We start from the raw sequence: 24,156 nt of genomic DNA on the forward strand, positions 1-24,156 counted from the left end.
GTGCCACACCCCCCTGCTCGTCCAGTATGACGGGCTATCGTCCACGTTTGTACGGTGCCGGACGCGCGTCCGGGCCGGGCCTCGCCATCGCGCGCAGGACGTGTTTGGGCGGCAACTGCCGGCGCGGACGTGCGGGAACGCCGCGCAACAGCCCGCCCGTGGCCCGCAGCCGACGGGTCACCACCGCAGGCGCGAGGGCCGGTCTGCCGTACAGCTCGTGGGCGCACGGAGGCAGAGCGGCGTACGCCAGGTGGGCCACGCGCCGCCACAGCACCTCGCGCGCCGGTATGAGGAGGGGATGCGTCGTCGGGCGGAGGAGGAACTCGTCCACCACGCGCGCCCCGGGTCCCGCGACCGGTTCCGCGCGGCTCCCCGGCACCGCCTCGAGGCCGAGGCCCACCAGGCGTGCGCCGAGGCGGTGTTCATCGACGCAGCGGTCGGCGTGGGCGTGGGTGAGGGGGAAGCCGGCGCCCCACATCATGGGGTCGCCGTGCATCCGCCAGGTCACGGAGTTCGGCGTGGAGAGCCCGGGATCGCCCAAGGTCCGCGGGTCAACGCCGCACCCTCGGCATCCCCAGACCGATCCAGGAGATGATCTCGCGCTGGATCTCGTTGTTGCCGCCGCCGAAGGTGAAGATGACCGCCGAGCGATAGCCGCGCTCCAGTTCGCCGTGCAGGACGGCGCCCGCCGAGCCCTCCTTGAGGGGGCCGGCCGCCGCGACGATCTCCATGAGCCAGGCGTAGGCGTCCCGGCGGGCCTCGGAGCCGTAGACCTTGACGGCGGAGGCGTCCTGCGGGGTGAGCGTGCCCTCCTGGACGGCGGTGACCATCTGCCAGTTCATGAGCTTCATCGCGTCGAGCCTGGTGTGGGTGCGGGCCAGGAGCCGGCGCACCCAGGCCAGGTCGGTGACCCGGCGGCCGTCGGCGAGTTTGGTCTCCCGCGCCCAGCGCTGGACGTCGTACAGGGCGCGGATGGCCATCGTGCCGTGGGCGGCGAGGGTGACGCGCTCGTGGTTGAGCTGGTTGGTGATCAGCCGCCAGCCCTGGTTCTCCTCGCCGACCCGGCGGGAGACCGGGACGCGGATGTTCTCGTAGTAGCTGGCGGTGGTGTCGTGCGAGGCGAGGGTGTTGATGACGGTGCAGGAGTAGCCGGGGTCGGAGGTCGGCACCAGCAGCATGGTGATGCCCTTGTGCGGCGGGGCGGCGGGGTCGGTGCGGGTGGCGAGCCACACCCAGTCCGCGGTGTCGCCGTTCGTCGTCCAGATCTTCTGCCCGTTGACGACGTACTCTCCCCCGCTCTCGGCTCCGCTCGAGCGGGAGGTGCCCCCATCGTCCCGTACGGCCCTGGTCTTCAGGGCCGCCAGGTCGGTGCCGGCGTCGGGCTCGCTGTAGCCGATCGCGAAGTCGATCTCGCCGGAGAGGATGCGCGGCAGGAAGTACGCCTTCTGCTCCTCGGTGCCGAAGCGCATCAGCGTGGGGCCGACGGTGTTCAGCGCCATGAGCGGCAGCGGTACGCCGGCCTGCGCGGCCTCGTCGAAGAAGATGAACTGCTCCATCGCCGTCATGCCGCGCCCGCCGTACTCCTTCGGCCAGCCCACGCCGAGCCAGCCGTCGGTGCCGAGCCGGCGGATGGTGTCGCGGTAGAACCGCTTCCGCGCGGCCGGGTCGGCGTACCGGGCGTAGGCGTTGTCCGGAACCAGCTGCGCGAAGTAGGCGCGCAGCTCGGTGCGCAGTCGCTGCTGCTCGGGCGTGTGGTCGAGGTGCACGGCGCCTCCAGGCTCCCCAAGGGCGGTCCTGACGGCGCACACCGTAGAACGTGTTCCAGAAATAGGGAATGACGCGCCCAGGTCGAATTCCGGCGGCCGGCCCGACGAGGCGGTGTCGCCGTGCGTCCGTCACCGGTCACGCATAGTGTCCGGTTCGCCCGGGTTTGAGTGGGGTATTCCTGTCCTATGAGTACCGCATCGACGCAGCTGGCCGCAGCGAGCGGCCTCATGAGCCTCGTCCTGTTCATCGTGGCCGTGGGTGTCCTCGCGCTGCTCGCCGGCGGATTCTGGATGAACTCCCGAGTCAAGTACCGCGAGTCCCCCCGCCCCCGCCCCGAGGAGCAGCCCACGCTGCCGCCGGAGGGGCCGGTGCGGGAAGTCCGGGAGAACAGGGAATCCCAGGAGGTTCCCGTGATCCCCAAGGGCGGTCGCCCGCTCACCCCGTACGAGCTGAGCAACCAGGACAGCAGGCCGAGCGCGTCGAAGGAACGTCCGCGCTGGAGCCGGGGGTCCAGCGGCTCGTTCGGCGGCGGCGGACTCGGCGCCCACTGACCCCGATCCGACTGACCCCGATCCGGACGACCGCATCGACCGGACCGCACACCGGCCCCGGCCCGCGCCGGGCCGCCGTACGCCCCTAGAAATCCTTCCGGGCGGCGTCCAGGCGGCCGACGCGGGCCACGTTCTGCCGGTCCTCGGCGTCCTGGCTGGGCTCGGCGGCGAACCAGGCGTCGAGGATCTCGGTCAGCACCGGTGCGGAGGTCAGACGCAGGCTGAGCGCGAGCACGTTGGCGTCGTTCCAGCGGCGGGCGCCGTCCGCCGTCACGGCGTCCGTGCACAGGGCCGCGCGGACGCCGGGCACCTTGTTGGCCGCGATCGACGCGCCCGTGCCGGTCCAGCAGCACACCACCGCCTGGTCGGCCGCGCCCTCGGCCACCTCCCGGGCGGCCGCCGCCGAGCAGACCGCCCACTGCGGGTCGGCCCCCGGGCGCAGCGCGCCGTGCGCCCGCACCTCGTGGCCGCGTCGTGCCAGCTCGGCGAGGAGGTGGCGGGCGACGGGTTCGTCCATGTCGGAGGAGACGGAGATCCGCATACCGGCGAGCGTAGCGGCTCCGCCGGGAGTGCCGTGCCGCCCGCCGGGGTCGGCGCACTGCCCGCCTAGGAACGCCGCGGTCCGCGCGCTCCCTCGGGCCCCGCCGCCAGGCCCGTCAGCTCCCGGTGCAACTCCTCCAGGGCGTCCAGGAGGACCGAACGGTGGTACCAGCTCAGCCAGGCCGCCGTGTCGGAGGCCAGCAGGGCGAGGGCCTGGCTCTGGTCGTCGGTCGGGCGGTGGCCGGCCTCGGGCCAGTGCAGGGTGATCACGCCGGTGCAGGACCCGGACCGCGACAGCACGGGGACGCTGTCGACGGCGCGGGTGCCCGTGCCCAGCAGGACCCGCCGGGACTCCTCGGACAGGAGCGTGTCGGCGGCCACGTCGGGCACGCTCACCCGGCGGCCGAGCAGTCGGGCGACCAGGTCCGGCAGCCCCTCGTCCCAGCCGCGCACCAGGTGGTCCAGAAACGTATCCGCACAGCCGTGGTCGGACTCCAGCACGAGCGCGTTCACGGCCGGGTCGACGCAGCGCACGTATCCGGCGCAGGCCCGGCCGGCGGCGAGCGCCTCGTGCAGCACGGCGTCGATCATCTGCCGTCGGTAGCGCGGGTCGCGGCCCTCCCGGGCCAGGATCCGCAGCGGCGGCACGGGCAGCGGCCGGCGGCCCGGGAACCAGGCCGCACCGTCCGGCGGCCGGGCCACGACGACCGCGGAGACGAGCACCCGCAGCGGCACGTTGAACCGCTGCGAGACCTCACGCAGCACCCGGAAGGCGACGGCCGGGTCCGGCAGGCCGTAGCGGACCATGACCACGCCCTGCGCCATGCCGATGACGGGGGCGGAGCGGACCCGGGCGCGCAGCGCGCGGACCTCCTTGCGCAGGTCCTCGTAACTGGGCCGCAGCGGGTCGGAGATCTGCGACCGCCAAGCGGGCAGGTCGGCCCCGCGGGTGGCGGCCCGGGCCAGCTCGCGCAGGGCGTCGTCGAGGGTGGCGTAGAGCCGGACGCCGTCGAGACGCGCGAGGTGCACCGCCTCGCGCAGCCCCGGCCGGGCCCGGACGATGACGAGGTCCGGGCGGCCGGAGCGGGCACGGGTCGTCTCACTGAGCGCGCGCAGTACGGCGGCGCCGCCGAGTTGCACATGGGCCATGTCGAGGACGGGCCGCAGCCCCGCGAGATCCGCCTGTTCCAGATGGCCGCGCAGCTGCGCCGACCAGGCCTGTGCGCCCTCGGTGTCCAGGCTCCCGGACATGCGCAGCAGCACCGCCCCCTCGGCAGGCAGCCCCTCGACGACGGACGACTCGATCAGGAGCGGCGCCGGTCTCCCGACGGGGACGACCGGGGCGGACGGACCGGCGGAGGCGGGAGGCACGGCAGAGTGACCGTCGGCGGCGGACGTCGCGGTGGCGGGAGGGGGGCCGGTAGCCGTGGCGGGAGAGGGGGCGGCGGAGGCGGACGGGCCGGTCGGGGCAGACGGGCCGGAGTCGGAATCGGAGGCGGGTTTCATGGCCCCGCCCGTCGGCGCGCCGCCGGGGCGTCCCGCCCGTTCCCGGCCTCCACAGGGTCGTCGCGGACCTCCACGGCGGCCCCGCGCGTCTCCGGCGCCGCCCAGGTCTCCGCCGCTTCCCATGCTTCCAGCGCCTCCAGGGTTTCCAGCGCGGACGCCATCGTGGCGTGCACCCGGATGCCCGGCAGCCCCGCGGTGCGCAGCGCGTCGAGGGCGTGCGGGCGGGGCTGTACGACGGGCAGGGTGCGGCCGGAGAAGGCGAGGGCGCCGGTGGCCCGGTCCAGGGAGCGCACGGCGGCGGGGCAGGCGAGGTACATCTCGGTCATGTCCAGCACGGGGTGTTCCGCGGCCCGGTCGGCGTGGGCGATGTGCCCGGCGAGCGCCTCCGAGAACTCCACGGCGTTGGAGGCGTCGACCGTGCCCCGGGCCCTCAGGATGCTGATCCCGCCCGCCTCGGGGCGTCGCTCGTGCACGGTCTGCACGAGCAGCGGGGCCGAGCCGCGCGGACGGGCGCGGGCACGGGACGGCCGGCCGTTTTCCATGGGATCGGGCTTCCTGGGTGGGGAAGGATCAGCCAGCCGCGTCTTGACCGGGGCTTCACTGTGCTCCGCGCGTGCCCCCGATGCAACGATTTTCCCCAGGCGTGTCGCACCCCGCGCGGCCCCGGCCGGCAGCCGTCGGGAGGAGGACCCGAAGGGCGGTGCGCACGCCCGGAGTTCCCGCGCCGACGTCCCCCGCCGCCGCAGGCTCCGCCCGCATCGCGTGACCTCCTCCGGTCCAAGGTCGATACTGCCCTTAGCTCCATCCGCATGATCCCTCCAGCACCACCAGTGAACCCGGCCCGGCGGCGGAAACCGCAGATCCCGAGCCCACCCCAAGGCGCACTAGGAGATACCGATGAGGATGCTGATCAACGTGCCGGAGACCGTCGTGGCGGACGCGCTGCGCGGGATGGCGGCGGCGTATCCCGACCTGACCGTGGACGTGGAGAACCGGGTGATCGTCCGCCGGGACGCTCCCGTGGCCGGGCAGGTGGCGCTGGTTTCGGGCGGCGGGTCGGGACACGAGCCGCTGCACGGAGGGTTCGTCGGCCACGGCATGCTGTCCGCCGCCTGTCCCGGGGAGGTGTTCACCTCGCCGGTGCCGGACCAGATGGCGCGTGCCGCGGCGGCCGTGGACAGCGGCGCCGGGGTGCTGTTCGTGGTGAAGAACTACACCGGTGACGTGCTGAACTTCGACATGGCGGCCGAACTGGCCGAGGACGAGGGCATCCAGGTCGCCAAGGTGCTCGTGAACGACGACGTGGCCGTGACCGACAGTCTCTACACCGCCGGCCGGCGCGGCACCGGCGCGACCCTGTTCGTGGAGAAGATCGCGGGCGCCGCCGCGGCCGAAGGGGAGCCGCTGGAGCGTGTGGAGGCGATCGGCCGCCGGGTGAACGAGAACTCCCGCAGCTTCGGTGTGGCCCTGAGTGCCTGCACGACCCCGGCGAAGGGCACCCCGACCTTCGATCTCCCGGACGGCGAGCTGGAGTTGGGCGTCGGCATCCACGGCGAGCCGGGCCGGGAGCGGCGGCCGATGATGACCTCCGGGGAGATCGCCGACTTCGCGGTGAACGCGATCCTGGAGGACATGCCGCCGCACAACCCGGTGCTGTTGCTGGTCAACGGCATGGGCGCCACCCCGCTGCTGGAGCTGTACGGCTTCCACGCCGAGGTGCAGCGGGTGCTCGCGGAGCGCGGGGTCGCCGTGGCCCGTACGCTCGTCGGCAACTACGTCACCTCCCTGGACATGGCGGGCGCCTCGGTGACGCTGTGTCAGATCGACGAGGAGCTGCTGCGGCTGTGGGACGCGCCGGTGCGGACCCCGGCGCTGCGCTGGGGCATGTGAGCGCCTCCCGCCCCTCCTCCTCTCCTCTTCCGCGCTCAACCCCTCTACCACGCAAGGAGATCCAGTGCTCGACGCCGACTTCTTCCGCCGCTGGATGGCGGTGACCGCCGCGTCCGTCGACCGTGAGGCGGAGCAGCTCACCGAACTCGACTCGGCCATCGGGGACGCCGACCACGGCAGCAATCTGCAACGCGGCTTCCGGGCCGTGGCGGCCGCCCTGGAGAAGGAGGAGCCCGCCACGCCGGGCGCCGTCCTGACGCTCGCCGGACGGCAGCTCATCTCGACGGTCGGCGGCGCCTCCGGGCCGCTGTACGGCACGCTGCTGCGCCGGACCGGCAAGGCACTCGGCGAGGCCGCCGAGGTCAGCGTGGCGCAGCTGGCCGCGGCGCTGGGTTCGGGCGTGGAGGGGGTGAAGCAGCTCGGCGGGGCGGTGGTCGGCGACAAGACCATGATCGACGCCCTGGAGCCGGCCGTGGCCGCGCTCGAAGGCGGCTTCGCCGCCGCACGGGCCGCCGCCGAGCAGGGCGCCGAGGCGACCACACCGCTCCAGGCCCGCAAGGGCCGGGCCAGCTACCTCGGCGAGCGCAGCATCGGCCACCAGGACCCGGGCGCGACCTCGTCGGCGCTGCTGATCGCCGCACTCGAAGCAGCCGCTTCGCCGGCGGAGGGCCGGGCGTGAGCGACGAGAAGCGGGTCGGGATCGTGCTGGTGTCGCACAGCGCGGAGGTGGCCGCGTCGGTCGCGCAGTTGGCGAAGGGGCTCGCGGGCGGGGCCCCGGAGGTGCCGGTGGCCCCGGCCGGCGGCACCGAGGACGGCGGGCTCGGCACCAGCGCCGAGCTGATCGCCGCCGCGGCGGCCTCGGTCGACCGGGGCGCGGGGGTCGCGGTGCTGAGCGACCTGGGCAGCGCGGTGCTGACCGTGAAGGCGCTGCTCGCCGAGGGCGACGAACTGCCGGACGGCGCCCGCCTGGTGGACGCGCCGTTCGTCGAGGGCGCGGTGGCCGCGGTGGTCACCGCCGCCACGGGAGCGGACCTGGACGCGGTGGAGGCCGCGGCGACGGAGGCGTACACCTACCGCAAGGCGTGAGGCCACGCGGGCGGCGGGGCGGCCCGAGGGCCGGTCGTCACATTCCCGTCGTCGCCCGAAGGGCGGCCTCGCGGCATCTGGTGCGTGCGGACGGGAAGGTGACGACAGGCCCCAGGGGGGCGGTCACTGGCCGGCCGCGAACAGGCGGGCCAGCCGCTCTCCCGTCGCCACCGCCGCCGCGTGGTCCTCGACGGGTTTCACGCGGGAGCCCTTGAACACGATGTAGGTGACGCCGGAGGGCGCGCCGCCGTGGTTCGGGTCGGTGCTGATGCCGAGGCCCCGGGCGGTGGCGTAGGAGGCCTCGCCGATGAGGTCGCGCGGGCCGACGTCGCCGACCACCGCGTACTGGACCCGGTCGCGGTAGACGACGGCGGCGACGGAGCCGCCGCGCACGCCGTCGCCGCGGTGGTCCCAGATCCGGCTCGGCGCCGGAATCACGATGTAGGGCAGTGTCTCGGCGTTCAGACCGCGGCCGTCGGACTCCGGGTAGGCGGTGGCGGCGGCGAACGCCGGGTCGGTGGCCCGGTTGCAGTGGGCCGTGCGCTGGCCGTCGCAGTCGATGTCCATGTCGGCCTTCCAGAACACGGCGTCCCGTGTCCCGCACACGGGTACCGTCGCGCGGTGACCGGCGTCGGTGCGGTACCGGCCCCGGGAGATCTGGTGGCACTCGCCCACCCGGGACAGCAGTTCGGTGGCGGCGACGGCGCCCTCGCTCCGGGCCGGGGGGCGCTCCCGCGGCGGGACGGCGAGAGCGTCTTCGGACAGCGCGGCCGGGGCGAGCAGGGCTACGCCGGCCGCGGCCAGCGTCAGCGACGGGACACGCACGATGGGGAACCCTCTCGTCGGGACGGGCGGACGCGGGCCACTGTGCTGCGAGTTCACGCCCGCGACCGTCCGGGCCGCTCCGAAGGGGCCGGATGGAGCACGCTTCTGACGCCCCGTGAGGGACAAGAGGATTATGTGCGGGCACAGGGGCCGGGGATCCGGGCACGAAACCGGCCCGGACCCCCCGGCCGCCCGCGTCGGCGCGGCTCCGGCGACGACAGCGTGTCCGCGCCGGCGGCATGAACTCCCGTGTCCTCTCGGGCAGTTCGACCGCAGGGAGGCTCAGCATACGTAACTCTCCCGGATGGTCACCAACACGGGTCCCCGCCCACCGGCCGCCCTGTACGGCCCTCTTGCCGCCGCCGCACCCGCCGGGCATATTGGTCCGGACCTTTGTGCGAGGTCGATGCCGATGCCGTCCCCGGGGAGGCAGAGTCGTGCGACGCGTACCCCTGCCGCTCGTACTGGTCTGCGGAGCCCTGCTGCTCGTCGCGTCCTGCGGCTGGAGCCGGTCCGGCGACGGCGACGACGGCCGGGCCCCCGGCGCGCCGACCGGGGTCACCGCGCAGGCGGGCAGCGCCACGAGCGTGCACGTGATGTGGAACGCGGTGACCGACAGCCCCGGCATCCGTACCTACGAGGTGTACCGCGGTACCACGAAGGCGGCCGAAGTCCCAGGCTCACAGCACATGGTGGACGTCGTCAGGCTCAGGCCGTCCACCCGGTACGCCTTCACCGTGCGAGCCCGGGACGACCAGGGCCGCCTCGGCCCGCCGAGCCGGGCGGTGCCGGCGCGGACCCCGGCCCGGGTGGCTGCGGACCGCTCGGCGCCGACCCGGCCGTCGGCGCCCGCGGGGCGGGTCGTGGGCAGTAGCGCGGTCCGGCTGTCCTGGGGCGCGTCCCGGGACGACCGGGGCGTGGTCTCGTACGACGTCTACCAGGGCGGGGCGAGGATCCACACCGTCGGCGGCGAGCGGACGGCGACCGTGGTCACCGGGCTGCGCCCGGGCACCGCCTACGTCTTCACGGTCCGGGCCCGGGACGCGGCCGACAACCTCTCCCCCGCGAGCGCCCCGGTCCGCCTCACCACCCCGGGTACCGACGACGGCCACGCCACCGCGCCCACCGGCTTCACCGCCGGGACCCACCGGTCCGGCGGGGCCTCCTCCATCGACCTGTCCTGGGACCCGCCGGCCACGGACGGAGTGATCACCGAGTACCAGGTCGAGCTGGACGGCAGGCCGGCCACCTCGCTGGTGTGGGGCGGCACGCCCCCGACCTGGCGGGCGAGTTACAGCTTCTACGGCGGCTTCGGCACCGGCCCCGGCGAGGAACACCGGGTACGGCTGCGGGCCCGGCTGCCGGACGGCACCTGGGGCGGCTGGTCACAGGAACGAACCGTGACCACCTGATCCCGGAGATCGCGGCGCGTGAACGGGCGCCGCTGCGCCGCACGGAGGAAACCGTCACCTGACCGGCCTTCTCCCGCATGCCGGCCCCCGCGGCAGCGCCTTGGCTGCTGACCAGGCGCACGGACGTACCCGACCCTCGGCGGCCCCTCGTACCGCCGACCGTGCCGCCGGAGGCCGGCCATGTCCTGCACACGACGTCTGCTCCGCTCCGGACCGGTCCTGGCGGCCGCCCTCGCGCTTCCCGTCGGGCAGGCCGTCGCGGAGTCGGGCATCTCCGTCAGCGCCGTCGGGTCCACCGTCTCGGTGGTCACGAGCGCGTGCACGCGGACCGACGGCGGCTGGGGCAGCGCCGCCCTGCTGACCGGCCGGCAGACGAACATCGCGACGGGCCGGCGCACTTCCCTCGCGGGCACGACCGCCGGCCAGTCCGCGACCTGGTCGAGCGTGCGCCCGGGGACGTACACCGTCGTCGTGGTCTGCTCCGGCGGCAGCACGGCGGGCACCCGGTCGGTGCTCGTCCCCTCGGCCCCGGGGACGTCCTCGGCCGCACCGGCCCTCGGCATCATGGGCGGCCTCGGCGACGCCGCCCGCGACTACGGCCCACTGGCACTGGGCATCGGCGCGGCCCTGGCCGGCAGCGGCGTCATCGCCACGGGCCGGTACCTGCGCCGCCGTTGACGCCGTTCCGCTTCGACGCGGCCGTACCGGCTCGCCCGCCCCGCACGGGGCTCAGTCGGTGTCCGGCAGGTCGGCGAACTCGCTGAGCGCGTGGGTGAGCCACTGGGTCCAGAAGGTCTCCAGGTCGATGCCGGCCCGCAGCACGAGGTGGCGCAGCCGGTCCTCGGGGGCGTCCCGGTCCGGCGGGAAGTCCCGCTCCTCGATCTTCCGGTACTCGGCCAACTGCCGCCGGTGCAGCTCCAGATGGCGGTGCAGGTCCGCCTCCAGGCCCGCCGTGCCGACCACCGCGGCGGCCCGCAGCCGCAGCAGGAGCACGTCCCGCTGCGGCTTGGGGTCCTGCGTGGCCGCGGTCCAGCGGGCCAGCTCGGCGCGGCCGGCGGGCAGTACCTCGTAGCTCTTCTTCTGCCCGCGGGCCGGCGCCTGTGCCGGCAGTGCGCGGATGAGTCCCTCGGCCTCCAGTTTCCCCAGCTCGCGATAGATCTGCTGGTGCGTCGCGGACCAGAAGTAGCCGATCGACTTGTCGAAACGGCGGGTCAGTTCCAGTCCCGACGACGGCCTTTCCAGCAGGGCGGTGAGGATGGCGTGCGGGAGTGACATGGCCTCATCCTATGGAGACGGGGAGGTACGGCAGGCGCCCTACAGCCCCGCCGCCAGCTCCGTGCCCTGCTTGATGGCCCGCTTGGCGTCCAGTTCGGCCGCGACGTCCGCGCCGCCGATCAGATGGACGCTGTGCCCGGCGGCGGCCAGCTCCTCGTACAGGTCGCGGCGCGGCTCCTGGCCGGTGCACAGGACGACCGTGTCGACCTCCAGGACCGTGCTCTCCTCGCCGACGGTGATGTGCAGTCCGGCGTCGTCGATACGGTCGTAGCGCACGCCCGGGACCATGGTCACGCCCCGGTGCTTCAGCTCGGCGCGGTGGATCCAGCCGGTGGTCTTGCCGAGCCCGGCGCCGACCTTGCTGGTCTTGCGCTGGAGCAGGTGGACCTGGCGGGGCGGGGCGGGCCGCTCGGGTGCGGCGAGGCCGCCCGGCGTCCGGTAGTCCATGTCGACGCCCCAGCCGCGGAAGTACGTCTCGGGGTCCTCGCTCGCCTTGTCGCCGCCGTCGGTGAGGAACTCGGCGACGTCGAAGCCGATGCCGCCGGCGCCGAGGACGGCCACCCGGTCGCCGACGGGGGCGCCGTCCCGCAGCACGTCGAGGTAGCCGAGGACGCGAGGGTGGTCGACGCCCGGGATGTCGGGGGTGCGCGGGGTGACGCCGGTGGCGACGACGACCTCGTCGTAGCCGGTGACGGTCTCGGCGGTGGCCCAGGTGTCCAGGCGTACGTCGACGCCGTGCGCGTCGAGCTGGTGGCGGAAGTAGCGCAGCGTCTCGTCGAACTCCTGCTTGCCGGGGACCTTGCGGGCGACGTTGAGCTGGCCGCCGACCTCGCTCGCGGCGTCGAAGAGCGTGACCGCGTGACCGCGTTCGGCGGCGCTCACGGCGCAGGCGAGGCCCGCCGGTCCCGCGCCGACGACGGCGACGCGCTTCTTGCGCCGGGTCGGTGCGAGGACCAGCTCGGTCTCGTGGCAGGCACGCGGGTTGACCAGGCAGGAGGTGATCTTGCCGCTGAAGGTGTGGTCGAGGCAGGCCTGGTTGCAGCCGATGCAGGTGTTGATGGCCTCGGGCGTGCCGGCGGCGGCCTTGGCGACGAAGTCGGGGTCGGCGAGCATCGGGCGGGCCATGGAGACCATGTCGGCGAAGCCGCCGGCCAGCAACTCCTCGGCGACCTCGGGGGTGTTGATGCGGTTGGTGGTCACCAGGGGGACGGACACCTCGCCCATCAGCTTCTTGGTGACCCAGGTGTAGGCACCGCGCGGCACCGAGGTGGCGATGGTGGGGATGCGGGCCTCGTGCCAGCCGATGCCGGTGTTGATGATCGTCGCCCCGGCGGCCTCGATCTCCTTGGCGAGGGTGACGACCTCCGGCAGCGAGGAGCCGCCCGGCACCAGGTCCAGCATGGACAGCCGGTAGATGACGATGAAGTCCTCGCCGACGGCCTCGCGCACCCGCTTGACGATCTCGACGGGGAAGCGCGTCCGGTTCTCGTAGGAGCCGCCCCAGCGGTCGGTGCGCCGGTTGGTCTGCAGGGCGATGAACTCGTTGATGAGGTAGCCCTCGGAGCCCATGATCTCGACGCCGTCGTAGCCGGCCTGGCGGGCGAGGCGGGCGGTGCGGGCGTAGTCGTCGATGGTCCGCTCGATGTCGGCGTCGCTCAGCTCGCGCGGCACGAAGGGGCTGATGGGCGCCTGGAGCGGGCTCGGCGCGACGAGGTCCTGGTGGTAGGCGTACCGCCCGAAGTGCAGGATCTGCAGCGCGATCCGGCCGCCCTCGCGGTGCACGGCCCCGGTGACGGCCCGGTGTTGCTCGGCCTCGGCCTCGGTGGTGAGCTTGGCGCCGCCCTCGTACGGCCGGCCCTCGTCGTTGGGCGCGATGCCGCCGGTGACGATGAGGCCGACGCCACCGCGCGCGCGGGCCGCGTAGAACGCCGCCATCCGCTCGAAGCCGTGCTCGGCCTCCTCCAGGCCGACGTGCATGGAGCCCATCAGCACGCGGTTGGGCAGGGTGGTGAAGCCCAGGTCGAGCGGGTTCATCAGATGCGGGTAACGGCTCATCGGGCCCTCCGTGCACGGGTGTCGTCACTCCTTGTTGTAGAGGACACCCAGGGCTTTGTGCAACTAGTTGCAGAAACATCGGAGGGTGACACCGACCACCTCTGTACCTACTAGTATGTACATTCAGCGCGGCAAGCACGGCCCGCCACCCGCCCGCGAAAGGATGTTCCGCCATGCCCTTCGTCCGGATCGACGCGCTCGGCACCGATCCCGCCCGGCTCGACGCACTCGGCCAGGCGGTCCACGACGCCCTCGTGGAAACCCTCGGTGTCCCGCCCGAGGACCGCTTCCAGGTGCTGACCGGCCACGACGGCGTGACCGGCACGCTCCGCCACGACGCGCACCTCGGCGTGCCCAAGGACGACTCGGTGGTCTTCGTCGCGATCACCCTGCGCGCCGGGCGCGGCCCGGACCTCAAGCGCGCGCTGTACCGGCGGATCTCCGAGCTGGTGCACGAGCGCACGGGCACGGACCCGGCGAACGTGCTCGTCACGCTCACCGAGAACACGTCCGTCGACTGGTCCTTCGGGTACGGTGTGGCGCAGTACGCCCCGGACGGCGAGGGGCCGGCCGGGGCGCTGTCGTGACGCTGCGCGATCGGTGTCAGGCGCTCTCCAGGCGCAGGTGCAGATCCCGCTCCTGGTCGCCGGAGGCCGTGCAGGTCTCCTGGACGGTGAAGATCGAGTCCAGGGTGTGCCGGAACCGGTCCACGGCCCAGTAGCCGCCCTGGACGTCCGCCTGGACGGCCGAGCCGAGGTGGACCGGCGCACAGTGCGGCACGTGCTCGTCCGCGATGTCGTAGGTGCCGAGCCACACCATCGGCCGGACCTCGTGCAACTGCTGGGGGACCTCCTCCGCGCCCCGGTCGGACGCGAAGCAGGACCTCAGGGCGTCGAAGACGATGCGGGCGTCCTCCTTGGAGCCGCTGATCTCCACCGTGACGGTTTCCGGATGCGACCGCTCCGTGTGTCCCATGGAGTGCTCCTTTCATGGCCGTGCCGCTGTCGGAACGGGGTACCCCGCCGAACCGCGTCCACCCTCAGGAAAGCACCACGGGCCCGTGAGCACACCCCCGGTCACGGTCAGCCGCGCGTGAACTTGTACGTCTTGCTGTCGGTGAGGATGCAGAAACCGGGCGACATCACGATCACGCGCAGGATGCCGGTGCGCCGGTCGTAGTCGATGCCCTCCACCTCGAAGGAGCCCGAGCAGGAGCTGCGCAGCGGCAGCTGGCGCAGGGCGGTGACGTGGCCGGTGACGTCCGAGGAGCCGGGGGTGGCCGACAGGTCGATCTGGAGCAGCGGCTTGGTCATGCCGAACAGGCTGCCGTCGGGGTCGTCCGAGGAGCACAGCAGGGTGGTGGGGCCGGAGAAGTCGCAGCCCTGGACGTCACGGACCGGGTGGTCCAGGTTGACCCGCGAGGCCAGCGGGAGGTCGGCCGAGGGCGAGGTGCTCGCGTTGACGCCGGGGGTCGGGAAGACCAGCAGTCGGTTCATCGTGCCCCACTCGCCCGAGAGCATCCACTGGCCGTCGGGCGAGATCGCGTCCCACGAGTTGTTCAGGGCCTCGCCGGAGCTGAGCGTGTGCACGTACTCCGACCAGGTGCCGTCGGGCGCCTGCACGCGGTACATCTTCGAGTTGCCGGAGTCCTGCTGGTAGGGCTCGATGTAGTAGCCGTTGTACGAGGCGTCGGGGTCGCCGACGTGGTTCCAGCCGCGCACGGAGACGCTGAGCGGGATGGTGCCGATGCCGGTGTAGCGGTTGGGGCTGTTCGCCGGGACCTCCACGGAGGCCAGACCCTGGCTCTCGGTCAGCGGGTCGGCGCGGTCGGAGCCGGTCTCGGTCCAGGTGTCGGCCGCGGAGGCGGGCGCGGGCGCGGCGAGGGACACGACGGCGGCGGTGGCCAGGGTGACGAGTCCGGCGAGGACGGTGTGACAACGTTGCCGGGCGGACGCGGGCATGGCCGGCTCCTCGGGTGGGATGGGGGCTGCGTGCGGGGGCACTCGGACGGCGGACAGTCTGGCGTGGCTTGTTAGTCATGTACAGACCAATACAGCAACATGTGCGTGAACACTCCCGGTGTGCGCACGGCGCGTGCAGGATGTCCGGGAGGCCGCGCCGACGCGGCGGAAGGGCCCGTTCACGGCGGCTTCGGCGGACGTGCACCGCCGCGGTGAGAGATGGTGGAGGTAGCCGGCGAACGCGCCGGGGAGTCGGGTGTGACGCGGTGGAGCAAGGGGAGCCGGCACGGGGGACCACGTGCCGAGCCGACGGGCGAAGGCGGTGCAGGGCATGAGTGCAGCCGAGGCTCCGGTGACGCAGGGCGGCGATGCCGCCCGCGGGCCGGTACGGCCGGGCGGCCTGCTCGACGTGCTGGGCGTGGCGTCGGTGGTGCTGGACACCGCCGGCCGGATCGTGCTGTGGAGCCCGCAGGCCGAGGAGCTGTTCGGCTACACCGCGCACGAGGCCCTCGGCCAGTACGCCGCCCGGCTGATGGTCCACGAGCGGCACATCGAGCTGGTCGGCAAGCTCTTCGCCGATGTGATGCGCACCGGGCAGAGCTGGGCCGGCGGTTTCCCGGTCAAGCACAAGGACGGCAGCACCCGCCTGGTGGAGTTCCGCAACATGCGGCTGCTGGACGACCGCGGTGACGTGTACGCGCTCGGCCTCGCCGCCGACCAGTCGACCGTGCGGCGCCTCGAACAGGACGTGGCGCTGTCCGAGCGGATGGTCGAGCAGTCGCCGAGCGGCCTCGCCGTCCTGGACCCGCAGCTGCGGTTCGTCTCGGTGAACCCGGCGCTGGAGCGGATCAACGGACTGCCCGCCGCCGACCACGTGGGCCGCCCGTTGGCCGAGGTCCTGCCCCGGCTGGTGACCGAGCCCCTGGAGGCGGAGGCCCGGCAGGTGCTGCGGACCGGGGTGCCGGTGATCGACCGGCCCGTGGTCGGCCGTACGTCGGCCGACCCGGAGCAGGACCACACCTGGTCGCTGTCGCTGTACCGCCTGGAGGACGCGCTGGGCAACGTGCTGGGCGTCGCCGCCTCCGTGATCGACATCACCGAGCAGCACCGGGCCTCCGTGGAGGCGGAGACGGCCCGGCGCCGGCTCGCGGTCATCGCCGACGCCTCCGCCCGCATCGGTACGACGCTCGAACTGGACCGCACCGCCTGCGAGTTGGCCGAGGTCGCGGTGCCGGAGCTGGCCGACGTGGCCGCCGTGGACCTGCTGGACGCGGTGGTGGAGGGCCGGCGCAGCACGCTGGGCCCGGCGGAGCCGGCGGTGATCCGGGCCCTCGCGCTGCGCCCGCAGGACGACTCGGATGCCGTGCGGGCCGCGGACCTGCCCGGGGCGACCGCCCGGTACGGGCCCGACCGGCTGGTCACCGAGTGCGTGCGCTCGGCCGAGGCGGTGCTGGTGCCGCGGGTGAGGGACGAGGACCTCCCCCGCATCGCCCGCTCCCCGGAGGCGGCCGAGCTGCTGGGCCGGGCGGGTCTGCACTCGTATCTCGCGGTCCCGTTGATCGCCCGGGGCGAGGTGCTCGGCGCCCTGGACCTCAAACGCACCCGCAATCCGGCGCCGTTCGACGAGGACGACGTCCTGCTCGCCCGCGAACTGGCCGCGCGCGCGGCGGTGCAGATCGACAACGCGCGCTGGTACCAGAACGCCCGCAACACCGCCCTCACGCTCCAGCGCAGCCTGCTGCCCAGCCACCCGCCGGTCACCACCGGCCTGGAGGTGGCCTCGCGCTACCAGCCGGCCGGGGCGACGAGCGAGGTCGGCGGCGACTGGTTCGACGTCATCCCGCTGGAGGGCGGCAGGACCGCGCTCGTGGTCGGCGACGTGATGGGCAGCGGTATCAGCGCGGCCGCGACGATGGGCCGGCTGCGCACGGCGACCACCACGCTCGCCGCCCTCGGCCTGGACCCGGCGCTGCTGCTGGAGCAGCTGGACAAGACCACGTCCGCCCTGGACCACTCGATCGCGACCTGTGTGTACGCCGTCCACGATCCGTATCTGCGGCAGTGCCGGATCGCCAACGCGGGCCATCTGCCCCCGGCCCGGGTCCGCCCCGGCCGGCCGCCGGAGCTGCTCGACCTGCCGACCGGGGTACCGCTGGGGGTGGGCGGGATCGACTTCTCCACCGTCACCGTCGACTTCGCGCCCGGCGACGAACTCGTCTTCTACACCGACGGGTTGGTGGAGACCCGCTGCCACTCGCTGGACGAGCGGCTGGACTTCCTGCTGTCGCTGCTCGACGACCCCGCCCGCCCCCTGGAGGAGACCTGCGACCTCCTGCTGCGCACCCTGCACCACCCCGACAACCACGACGACGTCGCCCTGCTCATTGCCCGCGCACAGGAACTGCCGTAGCCGGGACGGACGTTAGAGCCGTTCGCCGATGACCACGTGCGCGTACCACTCCTCCGACTCCGCCAGACGGGCCGTCAGACCCGCGTCGGCGAAGGCGCGCAGGGCGGCCGGGGCCTGGCGTTCGCTGGTCTCGGTCAGCAGACAGCCGCCCGGTGCGAGCCACGCGGAGGCCCCGGCGGCCACCCGGCGCAGCACGTCGAGGCCGTCGGCACCGCCGTCCAGGGCGACCAGCGGCTCGTGGTCGCGGGCCTCGGCCGGCAGCAGCGGCAGCTCGGCGGTGGGGACGTAGGGCACGTTGGCCAGCAGGACGTCGACGCGGCCGCGCAGCCCGGCGGGAAGGGCGTCGTAGAGGTCGCCCTCGTGGGCCGTGCCGCCGAAGGGGGCGAGGTTGCGGCGGGCGCAGCGGACGGCGGCCGGGGCGATGTCGGCGGCGTGCACCTCGGCACCGTCCAGGGCGGCGGCCAGGGCCGCGCCGAGCGCGCCGGAGCCGCAGCACAGGTCCACGACGACGGACGCGTGCGGCGCCAGGGCCAGCGCCTGGTCGACCAGGAACTCGGTGCGGCGGCGGGGGACGAACACCCCCGGTGCCACGCGGACGCGCAGCCCGTGGAACCGGGCCCAGCCGAGGACCTGTTCGAGCGGGAGCCCCGCGACACGCCGGTCCACCATCGAGGTCAGTTCCGCGTCGGTGCGGGCGGTGGCGAGTATCAACTCCGCCTCGTCCTCGGCGAATACGCACCCGGCGGTGCGCAGCGCGGAGACGACGGCTCCGAGGGAAACGGCAAAGGGGGAAGAAGAGTGCACGGAGGGCGTGAGCCTTTCGGGAGCGCTTGACCGGTGGGCGCTCCCCGCGGTCACCGCTTGCGGTGCACCGCGCCGTCCTGAGGAGAGAGCACCCCGGCTGACACAGCGGTGATGGGTCCCACCTCCTCGTCCGTCGGGGCCGCGACCGTTCGCGACCGGACGGCCACCCTACCCCAACGGCCGCGCGGGGCCGCCGTGGCGGACCCCTGCGGAAAAGCGGATGACGCGCCGCCCGGACCGTGGTTACGATCCCCGCGATGACGACTCACCCGACTCTGCGATTGGGGGTCCCGTCCGCGCCAGGTGAGTGCTGATGCTCACCTCCACCGCGTACGGGGATTCCCGTCTTTCCCTGTGGCAGCGCGTGCGTGCGTACGCCGTGCCACCGTCCATGATCGAGCCGGCCACCGACCGGCGTGCCGCCGGGGACTGGGCGGGGGCCTGTGCCGCCGCACGGATCGACGTCGACCTCGATCTGCGCTCCGTCGCCCGCGCCCACGGCCACGACCTCGCGGCCCGGCTCCGCGCCGACCTCCGGCATCTCGCCCCCGACCTGCTGCGCTGGCACATGCCGAGGATCGCGCCCGACGGCCTGCTGCGCCCCGGGCTGACCCTCACGCTGGCCCGCTACGGCGGGTCCGGCCGCGCCGGTCCGCTGCATCTCGTGGTCCGCACGCCGCCGGCCTGGGCGGATGCCGGCCAGCGGATCGGCCTCGCCCTGTGGGATCCGGCCGAGGCCCGCGCCGGCCGCCATCCGCACCCGCATCCGCGCCCGAGCCGGCGCTACCGGCTCGATCTGCACCGGCATCTGTGGGACGCCCGCAGGGCCGCCGAGCTGCGCGACCGGTCGGGGGCCGGCGGGCCCGTACCGCCGGACGCCGATCCGCTGGGGCTGGCCCCGCCGGGGCACGGCTGTGCCGTCGGCCGGTGGGCGGCCGAGGCGCGCCTCCTGCTGGCGGCCGAGGGGCGGCCGGCCGGTGCCTTCGCCGCACGGCTCGGCGGAGGACGCCGGCTGGTCCTGACGGTGGCCGCGGGCGGGGGCGACGTCACCGATCCGGCCGGACACCCGCGCGCGGCGGACCGGTCCGGCGGGCCGCCTGACCGGTCCGGGCCCGGGCACCGGGACCGGCCGTACCCCGTCGCGGACGGCGCCCGCGGGCCGGACCTGCGGATCGTCACCGGGCGCGTACCGGGCGGCCTCTCCGCCGTGCCGGTGCTGCCCGACGCGGCCACCTGGATCCCGCCCGACCTGGAGCTGCTCCGCGCCGGGCTGCTCACACCGGACCGGCTGCATCCGCTGGTGGCCGCCGCGTTGGTCCCCGGGCACCGGCCGGACGGGCCGTCGCCCGGCGCCGACCCGGCGGCGCAGGCGCGTGCCGTGGACTGCCGGGGCGCCCGGCACCGGATCGGTCTGGTCGACGGCGTCCTGGTCCCGCTGGACCACGGCCCGGACGAGATCCGGCGCGAGGAACTGCTGGCCTCGCTCGGCGGCCCGGCACTCCCGTGCCTGCGCGTCATCGATGAGGCGCACCGGCGCCCGGACTGTCTCACCGGTGTCCGGGAACGGCTGGACCACGGCGACAGCGCCGGTGCCCTGGCCGTGGTCGAGGCACTGCTCGGTCCGGGCGCGGTGCTGCGCGACGGTCCCCTGCGGGACGAGCTGACGGCCGCGGCCGAGCGGCGCATCGCCTACGGCCTGTACCGGGCCGGACTGACCGGCCCGGGCCACGCCCCCGCCGACCCGTACCGCGACCGCCTCCGGCAGCGGCGCCTGCGCCGTCACCAGCACTGAACCCCCTTCCTTCCAGGCTTACTCCACATCCCTCAGGTGATCCCACATGACTGTCTCCGTCTCCCCTGACCCTCAACTCGTCGTCGCCGAGACCCTGTTGGCCCTGCTCCGCGACACCACCACCGAGCCCCGCGCCGACATCCGGCTGGAGGCCCTCACCCTGGCCGTGGCAGCCGACCTTCCGGTCCTGCTGTGGGGTGAGCCCGGCATCGGCAAGACGGCGGCGCTGACCCAGCTGGCCGAGGCGCTGGACCTGCCGCTGACCACCGTGATCGCGAGCGTGCACGAGCCGTCCGACTTCTCGGGGCTGCCCGTCGTAGGAGACGACCCCGCCGTGCAGGGTGTCCCGATGGCCCCGCCGGACTGGGCGGTGCGGCTGGTGCGTGCCGGGCGGGGGCTGCTGTTCCTGGACGAGCTGTCCACGGCTCCCCCGGCGGTGCAGGCGGCGCTCCTGCGGCTCGTGCTGGAGCGGCGGATCGGCGCCCTGCGCCTGCCGGCCGGGGTGCGTATCGTGGCCGCCGCCAACCCTCGGTCCTCGGCCGCCGACGGCTGGGAGCTGAGCCCGCCGCTGGCCAACCGGTTCGTGCACCTCCAGTGGACCCACGACCACGAGGTCGTGGTCCGCGGTCTCGGCGGGACCTGGCCGCGCGCGGCCCTGCCCCGGCTCGACCCGGCGCGGCTGCCCGAGGCCGTGGCCTTCGCCCGGCGCGCGGTGTGCGCGTTCCTCGGCGCGCGGCCGGGGCTCGTGCACAAGCTGCCGAACGGGGAGGGCCGACGGGGCGGGGCGTGGCCGTCGCCGCGGAGCTGGGAGGCGACCCTGCGGCTGATCGCCTTCGCGACGGCCGCCGGTTCCTCGCGGGACGTGCTGTCGCTGCTGGTCCGCGGCACGGTCGGGGACGGACCCGGGCTGGAGCTGCTCGCGAGCCTGGACCGGATGGACCTGCCCGACCCGGAGTCGCTGCTGGCCGATCCGGCCGGTGCCGTGCTGCCCGAGCGCGGCGATCTGCGGCAGGCCGCGCTGGACGGGGTGGTGGCCGCGGTACGGGCGCGGCCGGAGCGGGCCCGCTGGGACGCCGCCTGGGCGCTGCTGGTGCGGGCGATGGAGACCGGCGCGCCGGACGTGGTGGTCGTCCCGGCGACCACGCTGGCCGCGCTGCGCCGGGAGGACTGGGACGTGCCGGCGGTGGTCGAGCGGCTGGCCGGGGTGGTGTCGCTGTCCCGGCGGGCCGACCAGGCCGCCCGGCGCCCCGCGCGGACCGCGGGGGCCCGGCGATGACGGCGGACGCGCCCGGGGCGCTGGACCTCGGCAAGCTGTTCGCGGCCCGGCTGCACGCGGCCCGGGTCCGGCCGTATCTGGCCACGGCGTTGTTCGCGCTGCGCCCGGTGGAGTCGCGGCAGGTTCCGACGATGGGCGTCGACCGGTACTGGCGGTGCTACGTCTCCGCGGCGTTCGTGGACCGCACCCCGGTGGCGGAGTTGGCGGCGGTGTGGGTGCACGAGGTGGCGCATCTGCTGCGTGACCATCACGGGCGCGGTGACCGGGTGGCCCGCGAGCGCGGGTTGACCGGTCCGGCGGAGCGGCTGCGGATGAACATCGCCGCGGACTGCGAGATCAACGACGACGTGTACGGCGACGGGCTGGTGTGCCCCGAGGACGCCGTGACACCGGGGAAACTGGGACTGCGTGCGGGCGAGTTGATGGAGGACTACCTGCGGCAGTTTCAGCTCGGGCCGCGCCTGGCCCGGCAGGCCTGGCTGGACTGCGGCAGCGGTGCCGACGGGCTGGAGCGGCCCTGGGAGCTGGGGCCCGACGGCGCGCACGGGCTGAGCGAGCAGGAACGGGACGCGGTCCGGTTCCGGGTGGCCCAGGGCATCAGGGGCGCTCCGGGCAACGCCCCGCAGGGCTGGCGGCGCTGGGCCGAGGAGGCGTTCCATCCGCCGCAGCCCTGGCGCGAGTTGCTGGGCTCGGCGCTGCGCTCGGCCGTCTCGGCGTCGGGCGTGGGCGAGGACTACCGCTACGGCCGACCGGCGCGGCGCTCGGCCGGGCTGCCCGAGGTGGTGCTGCCGAGCCTGCGGCGCAGTCCGCCGCGGGTCTGTGTGGTGGTGGACACCTCGGGCTCGGTCAGCGACGCCGAACTGGGCAGCGCGCTGCTGGAAGTCGCCGCGATCTGCCGGGCGTTGGGCGGGCGGCGGGACCTGGTCTCCGTGCTGTCCTGCGACGCGGCGGCCCAGACCGTGCAGCCGCTGTGCCGAACGGAGGGCATCGAGCTGGTGGGCGGCGGTGGGACGGATCTGCGCACCGGGTTCGCCCGGGCCCTGCGGACGCGGCCCGACGTGGTGGTGGTCCTGACGGACGGGCAGACTCCGTGGCCCGAGGCACGGCCGTCCTGCCGGACGGTGGTGGGCCTGTTCTCGCGGGTCGGCGGGTCGTACGACGAGAACGATCCCGGCTACCGGCCGGACGGACCGCCCGCGTGGGCGCGGGTGGTGACGATCGGCTCGGCGCCGGGATGAGGCACCGGCAGGAGCACCGCCCGCAGCCGGGCGGTGCTCTCCCTGTCGTCGGCGGCCCGCGCCGGATCAGACGCCGACCGTCTCCTCGACCTCTTCCTCGAGCTCTTCCTCGGCCTCGGCCCGCGCCTTCGCCTGGTCCGCCGGCGTCCGCAGCGCGTCGGAGGCGGCCCGGGTGGTCGGGGCGGTGAGCGCAGTGACCGGCTGGGCGGCGGCGGTCTCGCCGTGGCCGGCCGCGTGCCGGGCGTGGCGGGGGCGCTCGTACAGGGCGGCGATCCCGGTCACCACGAGGCCGGCCAGCAGCCAGACCACGAGGGTCCACACGTTGCGCCCGAGGCCGTCGTCACCGAAGTAGAGGAGGCTGCGGATGCCCTCGACGAAGCCGGCGCCGTTCCAGAAGGCGTGCAGGGTGCCGAAGAAGCCGTTCTGGAGCTCGGGACGGAACAACCCGCCGGAGCTGGTGAAGTTGAGCATCACGAACAGCACCATCATGGCCAGCGTGGTCCAGCGCTTGAGGAAGGTGTGCAGGCCGACGCCGATGACGAGGATGCCCGCCGAGTACAGCCACGCCATGCCGAACAGGCTCGCGAGATCGTGGTGCGCGAGGCGGAACACCGGCCCGGCGAGCAGGGTGCCGATGCCGCCGACCACGGCGGAGACGCCGAGCGCGAGCAGCGCCCGTATCCGCATCGGGAGCGCGGCACCCGCGGCGCCGAGAGCGGCGACCGAGGCGTAGGAGCCGATGCTGACCGCGATCAACAGGAAGAACAGGCCCTGGCCGGTGGGGTCGTCGGAGACCGGCTCGGCCACGTCGGTGATCTTCAGCGGGAGGCCCTGCTCGGCGGCGACCGGGGTGAAGACCCTCTCGACGGCCGTCGCGCCCATGTCCGAGGCGGCGCTGGCCACGAGCAGTTCGGGCGTCCTGGCGCTCGGCACGTAGGCGCCGGTCACCTCCCGGGACTTCAGCAGTTCGACGGCGTCGGCGCGGGTGGCGACGGTACGGACGTCGAGCTTGTCCCCCGCGGTGTCCTTGACCGTCTGGGCGAAGACCATCGCCCGCGGGGTGGTGCCGACGACGGCGACCGGCAGGTGGTGGGGCTCGGGGGTGACGAAGGCCCCCATGTACGCGAGCCCCATGCCGACGCACATCAGCAGCGGGGTGATCAGGTGCGTCAGCACGTGGCGCAGCGCCGGGGACCTCATCGGGCGACCTCCAATGGTTGGCTTATACAACTTCAGGTTCAAGTTGTACTATACAACTAGAACGCCTGAGGAGGTATTCCCGTGAACTCAGCGGAGTCGGCCGTCGAGACGATCCAGCGCGAGATGACCATCTTCGCCCGCCGGGCCCGCGCCTCGGCGGGCCGTATGCACCCCGAGCTGTCGCTGGTCTCATACACCCTGCTCAGCCACTTGGAGGAGCAGAGCGGCTGCCGGGCCACGGACCTCGCGGCGCACTACGCCCTGGACAAGTCCACGGTGAGCCGGCAGGTGGCGGCGCTGGAGCGGACCGGGCTGATCGAACGCCGGCTGGACCCGGAGGACCACCGGGTCCAGGTGCTCCATCTCACGGAGGCGGGCGAGGAGATCCTCACCCAGGTGACCCACAGCCGCCGGGCCGCCTTCCACGAACGGCTCGCCGACTGGCCGGAGGAGGACCTGGTCCGCTTCGCGGCCTACCTGGAGCGGTACAACGCGGGACGGGGCGACTCCGGGCCCGCGTGACCGGCGCTGCGCCGCGCCGGGCAGAGCCGACCGGACCCGGCGGGAC

At 74.2% G+C, this 24,156-nt stretch carries 24 protein-coding genes; 12 read left to right on the forward strand and 12 right to left on the reverse strand.

The annotated features are described in order from the left end of the window. Positions 1-34: 34 nt before the first annotated feature. Positions 35-508 (reverse strand): oxygenase MpaB family protein, encoded by a 474-nt coding sequence (locus tag BIV23_RS36805; RefSeq protein ID WP_342746401.1) that lies wholly within the window; start codon positions 506-508, stop codon positions 35-37. Between the two features lie 43 nt (positions 509-551). Next, positions 552-1,766, reverse strand: coding sequence for an acyl-CoA dehydrogenase family protein (locus BIV23_RS36810; RefSeq protein ID WP_071385315.1), 1,215 nt, complete (start codon positions 1,764-1,766; stop codon positions 552-554). Between the two features lie 186 nt (positions 1,767-1,952). Between BIV23_RS36810 and BIV23_RS36815 the strand changes: the two genes are divergently transcribed. Beyond that, positions 1,953-2,318, forward strand: coding sequence for a DUF6479 family protein (locus tag BIV23_RS36815; protein ID WP_071385316.1), 366 nt, complete (start codon positions 1,953-1,955; stop codon positions 2,316-2,318). Between the two features lie 85 nt (positions 2,319-2,403). Here BIV23_RS36815 and BIV23_RS36820 read toward each other — a convergent pair whose 3' ends face one another. From BIV23_RS36820 to BIV23_RS50815, 3 genes are all read right to left on the reverse strand, one after another. Continuing rightward, a complete protein-coding gene (locus tag BIV23_RS36820; protein ID WP_071385317.1) occupies positions 2,404-2,859 on the reverse strand; it encodes an RpiB/LacA/LacB family sugar-phosphate isomerase in 456 nt (151 codons plus the stop codon). Positions 2,860-2,924: 65 nt separating this feature from the next. Further along, entirely contained in the window at positions 2,925-4,229 is a 1,305-nt protein-coding gene (locus BIV23_RS36825; protein ID WP_245790826.1) for an ANTAR domain-containing protein, read from the reverse strand. Positions 4,230-4,360: 131 nt separating this feature from the next. Then, positions 4,361-4,906, reverse strand: coding sequence for an STAS domain-containing protein (locus tag BIV23_RS50815; RefSeq protein WP_071385318.1), 546 nt, complete (start codon positions 4,904-4,906; stop codon positions 4,361-4,363). Positions 4,907-5,261: 355 nt separating this feature from the next. Between BIV23_RS50815 and dhaK the strand changes: the two genes are divergently transcribed. The 3 genes from dhaK to BIV23_RS36845 all read left to right on the forward strand — a co-directional run bounded on the left by dhaK (position 5,262) and on the right by BIV23_RS36845 (position 7,340). Further along, positions 5,262-6,254 carry a dihydroxyacetone kinase subunit DhaK gene (gene dhaK, locus BIV23_RS36835; protein WP_071385319.1) on the forward strand — a complete coding sequence of 331 codons (993 nt, stop codon included), beginning with the start codon at positions 5,262-5,264 and terminating at the stop codon, positions 6,252-6,254. A gap of 64 nt (positions 6,255-6,318) precedes the next feature. Then, the gene (gene dhaL, locus BIV23_RS36840; RefSeq protein WP_071385320.1) at positions 6,319-6,933 is read left to right on the forward strand and encodes a dihydroxyacetone kinase subunit DhaL; all 615 of its coding nucleotides are present in this window, start codon (positions 6,319-6,321) and stop codon (positions 6,931-6,933) included. Continuing rightward, entirely contained in the window at positions 6,930-7,340 is a 411-nt protein-coding gene (locus tag BIV23_RS36845) for a PTS-dependent dihydroxyacetone kinase phosphotransferase subunit DhaM (RefSeq protein WP_071385321.1), read from the forward strand. Before dhaL ends, BIV23_RS36845 begins: the two co-directional genes overlap by 4 nt. A gap of 123 nt (positions 7,341-7,463) precedes the next feature. Here the strand turns inward: BIV23_RS36845 and BIV23_RS36850 are convergent, their stop codons facing one another. Next, entirely contained in the window at positions 7,464-8,165 is a 702-nt protein-coding gene (locus tag BIV23_RS36850) for a glycoside hydrolase family 75 protein (protein ID WP_071385322.1), read from the reverse strand. A 437-nt stretch (positions 8,166-8,602) separates the two neighbouring features. Between BIV23_RS36850 and BIV23_RS36855 the strand changes: the two genes are divergently transcribed. After that, positions 8,603-9,577, forward strand: a complete 975-nt coding sequence (locus BIV23_RS36855; protein WP_071385323.1) for a fibronectin type III domain-containing protein — start codon at positions 8,603-8,605, stop codon at positions 9,575-9,577. A 180-nt stretch (positions 9,578-9,757) separates the two neighbouring features. After that, a complete protein-coding gene (locus BIV23_RS36860; protein WP_071385324.1) occupies positions 9,758-10,255 on the forward strand; it encodes a hypothetical protein in 498 nt (165 codons plus the stop codon). 51 nt (positions 10,256-10,306) lie between these two features. Here the strand turns inward: BIV23_RS36860 and BIV23_RS36865 are convergent, their stop codons facing one another. Together BIV23_RS36865 and BIV23_RS36870 are read right to left on the reverse strand one after the other, a co-directional pair. After that, positions 10,307-10,852, reverse strand: a complete 546-nt coding sequence (locus BIV23_RS36865) for a PadR family transcriptional regulator (protein ID WP_071385325.1) — start codon at positions 10,850-10,852, stop codon at positions 10,307-10,309. A gap of 39 nt (positions 10,853-10,891) precedes the next feature. Beyond that, a complete protein-coding gene (locus BIV23_RS36870) occupies positions 10,892-12,907 on the reverse strand; it encodes an NADPH-dependent 2,4-dienoyl-CoA reductase (protein ID WP_071385326.1) in 2,016 nt (671 codons plus the stop codon). A gap of 173 nt (positions 12,908-13,080) precedes the next feature. Between BIV23_RS36870 and BIV23_RS36875 the strand changes: the two genes are divergently transcribed. After that, entirely contained in the window at positions 13,081-13,494 is a 414-nt protein-coding gene (locus tag BIV23_RS36875; protein ID WP_071385327.1) for a tautomerase family protein, read from the forward strand. Between the two features lie 16 nt (positions 13,495-13,510). On the opposite strand, the gene BIV23_RS36880 is transcribed toward BIV23_RS36875, so the two are convergent. After that, positions 13,511-13,882, reverse strand: a complete 372-nt coding sequence (locus BIV23_RS36880; protein ID WP_071385328.1) for a hypothetical protein — start codon at positions 13,880-13,882, stop codon at positions 13,511-13,513. 107 nt (positions 13,883-13,989) lie between these two features. Further along, complete coding sequence (locus BIV23_RS36885) at positions 13,990-14,868, reverse strand: hypothetical protein (protein WP_071385329.1); 879 nt, start codon at positions 14,866-14,868, stop codon at positions 13,990-13,992. A gap of 331 nt (positions 14,869-15,199) precedes the next feature. On the opposite strand from BIV23_RS36885, the gene BIV23_RS36890 reads away from it, so the two are divergent. Further along, the gene (locus BIV23_RS36890) at positions 15,200-17,278 is read left to right on the forward strand and encodes a SpoIIE family protein phosphatase (RefSeq protein WP_071385330.1); all 2,079 of its coding nucleotides are present in this window, start codon (positions 15,200-15,202) and stop codon (positions 17,276-17,278) included. Positions 17,279-17,290: 12 nt separating this feature from the next. On the opposite strand, the gene BIV23_RS36895 is transcribed toward BIV23_RS36890, so the two are convergent. Continuing rightward, complete coding sequence (locus BIV23_RS36895; protein WP_071385331.1) at positions 17,291-18,082, reverse strand: putative protein N(5)-glutamine methyltransferase; 792 nt, start codon at positions 18,080-18,082, stop codon at positions 17,291-17,293. Between the two features lie 313 nt (positions 18,083-18,395). Here BIV23_RS36895 and BIV23_RS36900 point away from each other — a divergent pair, with 313 nt between their 5' ends. Genes BIV23_RS36900 through BIV23_RS36910 form a run of 3 tightly spaced genes read left to right on the forward strand, consistent with a single transcriptional unit; the run spans position 18,396 to position 22,388 of the window. After that, positions 18,396-19,874: a hypothetical protein gene (locus tag BIV23_RS36900; RefSeq protein WP_071385332.1), complete on the forward strand. Its 1,479-nt coding sequence runs from the start codon at positions 18,396-18,398 to the stop codon at positions 19,872-19,874. A 46-nt stretch (positions 19,875-19,920) separates the two neighbouring features. Further along, positions 19,921-21,150, forward strand: coding sequence for an AAA family ATPase (locus BIV23_RS36905; RefSeq protein ID WP_071385333.1), 1,230 nt, complete (start codon positions 19,921-19,923; stop codon positions 21,148-21,150). Further along, positions 21,147-22,388: a vWA domain-containing protein gene (locus BIV23_RS36910; protein WP_071385334.1), complete on the forward strand. Its 1,242-nt coding sequence runs from the start codon at positions 21,147-21,149 to the stop codon at positions 22,386-22,388. The genes BIV23_RS36905 and BIV23_RS36910 overlap by 4 nt, the downstream gene beginning before the upstream one ends. Before the next feature lie 66 nt (positions 22,389-22,454). Here BIV23_RS36910 and BIV23_RS36915 read toward each other — a convergent pair whose 3' ends face one another. Beyond that, positions 22,455-23,588, reverse strand: a complete 1,134-nt coding sequence (locus BIV23_RS36915) for a hypothetical protein (RefSeq protein ID WP_071385335.1) — start codon at positions 23,586-23,588, stop codon at positions 22,455-22,457. An 81-nt stretch (positions 23,589-23,669) separates the two neighbouring features. Between BIV23_RS36915 and BIV23_RS36920 the strand changes: the two genes are divergently transcribed. Continuing rightward, positions 23,670-24,110, forward strand: coding sequence for a MarR family winged helix-turn-helix transcriptional regulator (locus tag BIV23_RS36920; RefSeq protein ID WP_071385336.1), 441 nt, complete (start codon positions 23,670-23,672; stop codon positions 24,108-24,110). The last annotated feature ends 46 nt before the right edge of the window (positions 24,111-24,156 follow it).

This window comes from Streptomyces monashensis (assembly GCF_001866665.1).
Classification (GTDB): Bacteria; Actinomycetota; Actinomycetes; order Streptomycetales; family Streptomycetaceae; genus Streptomyces; species Streptomyces monashensis.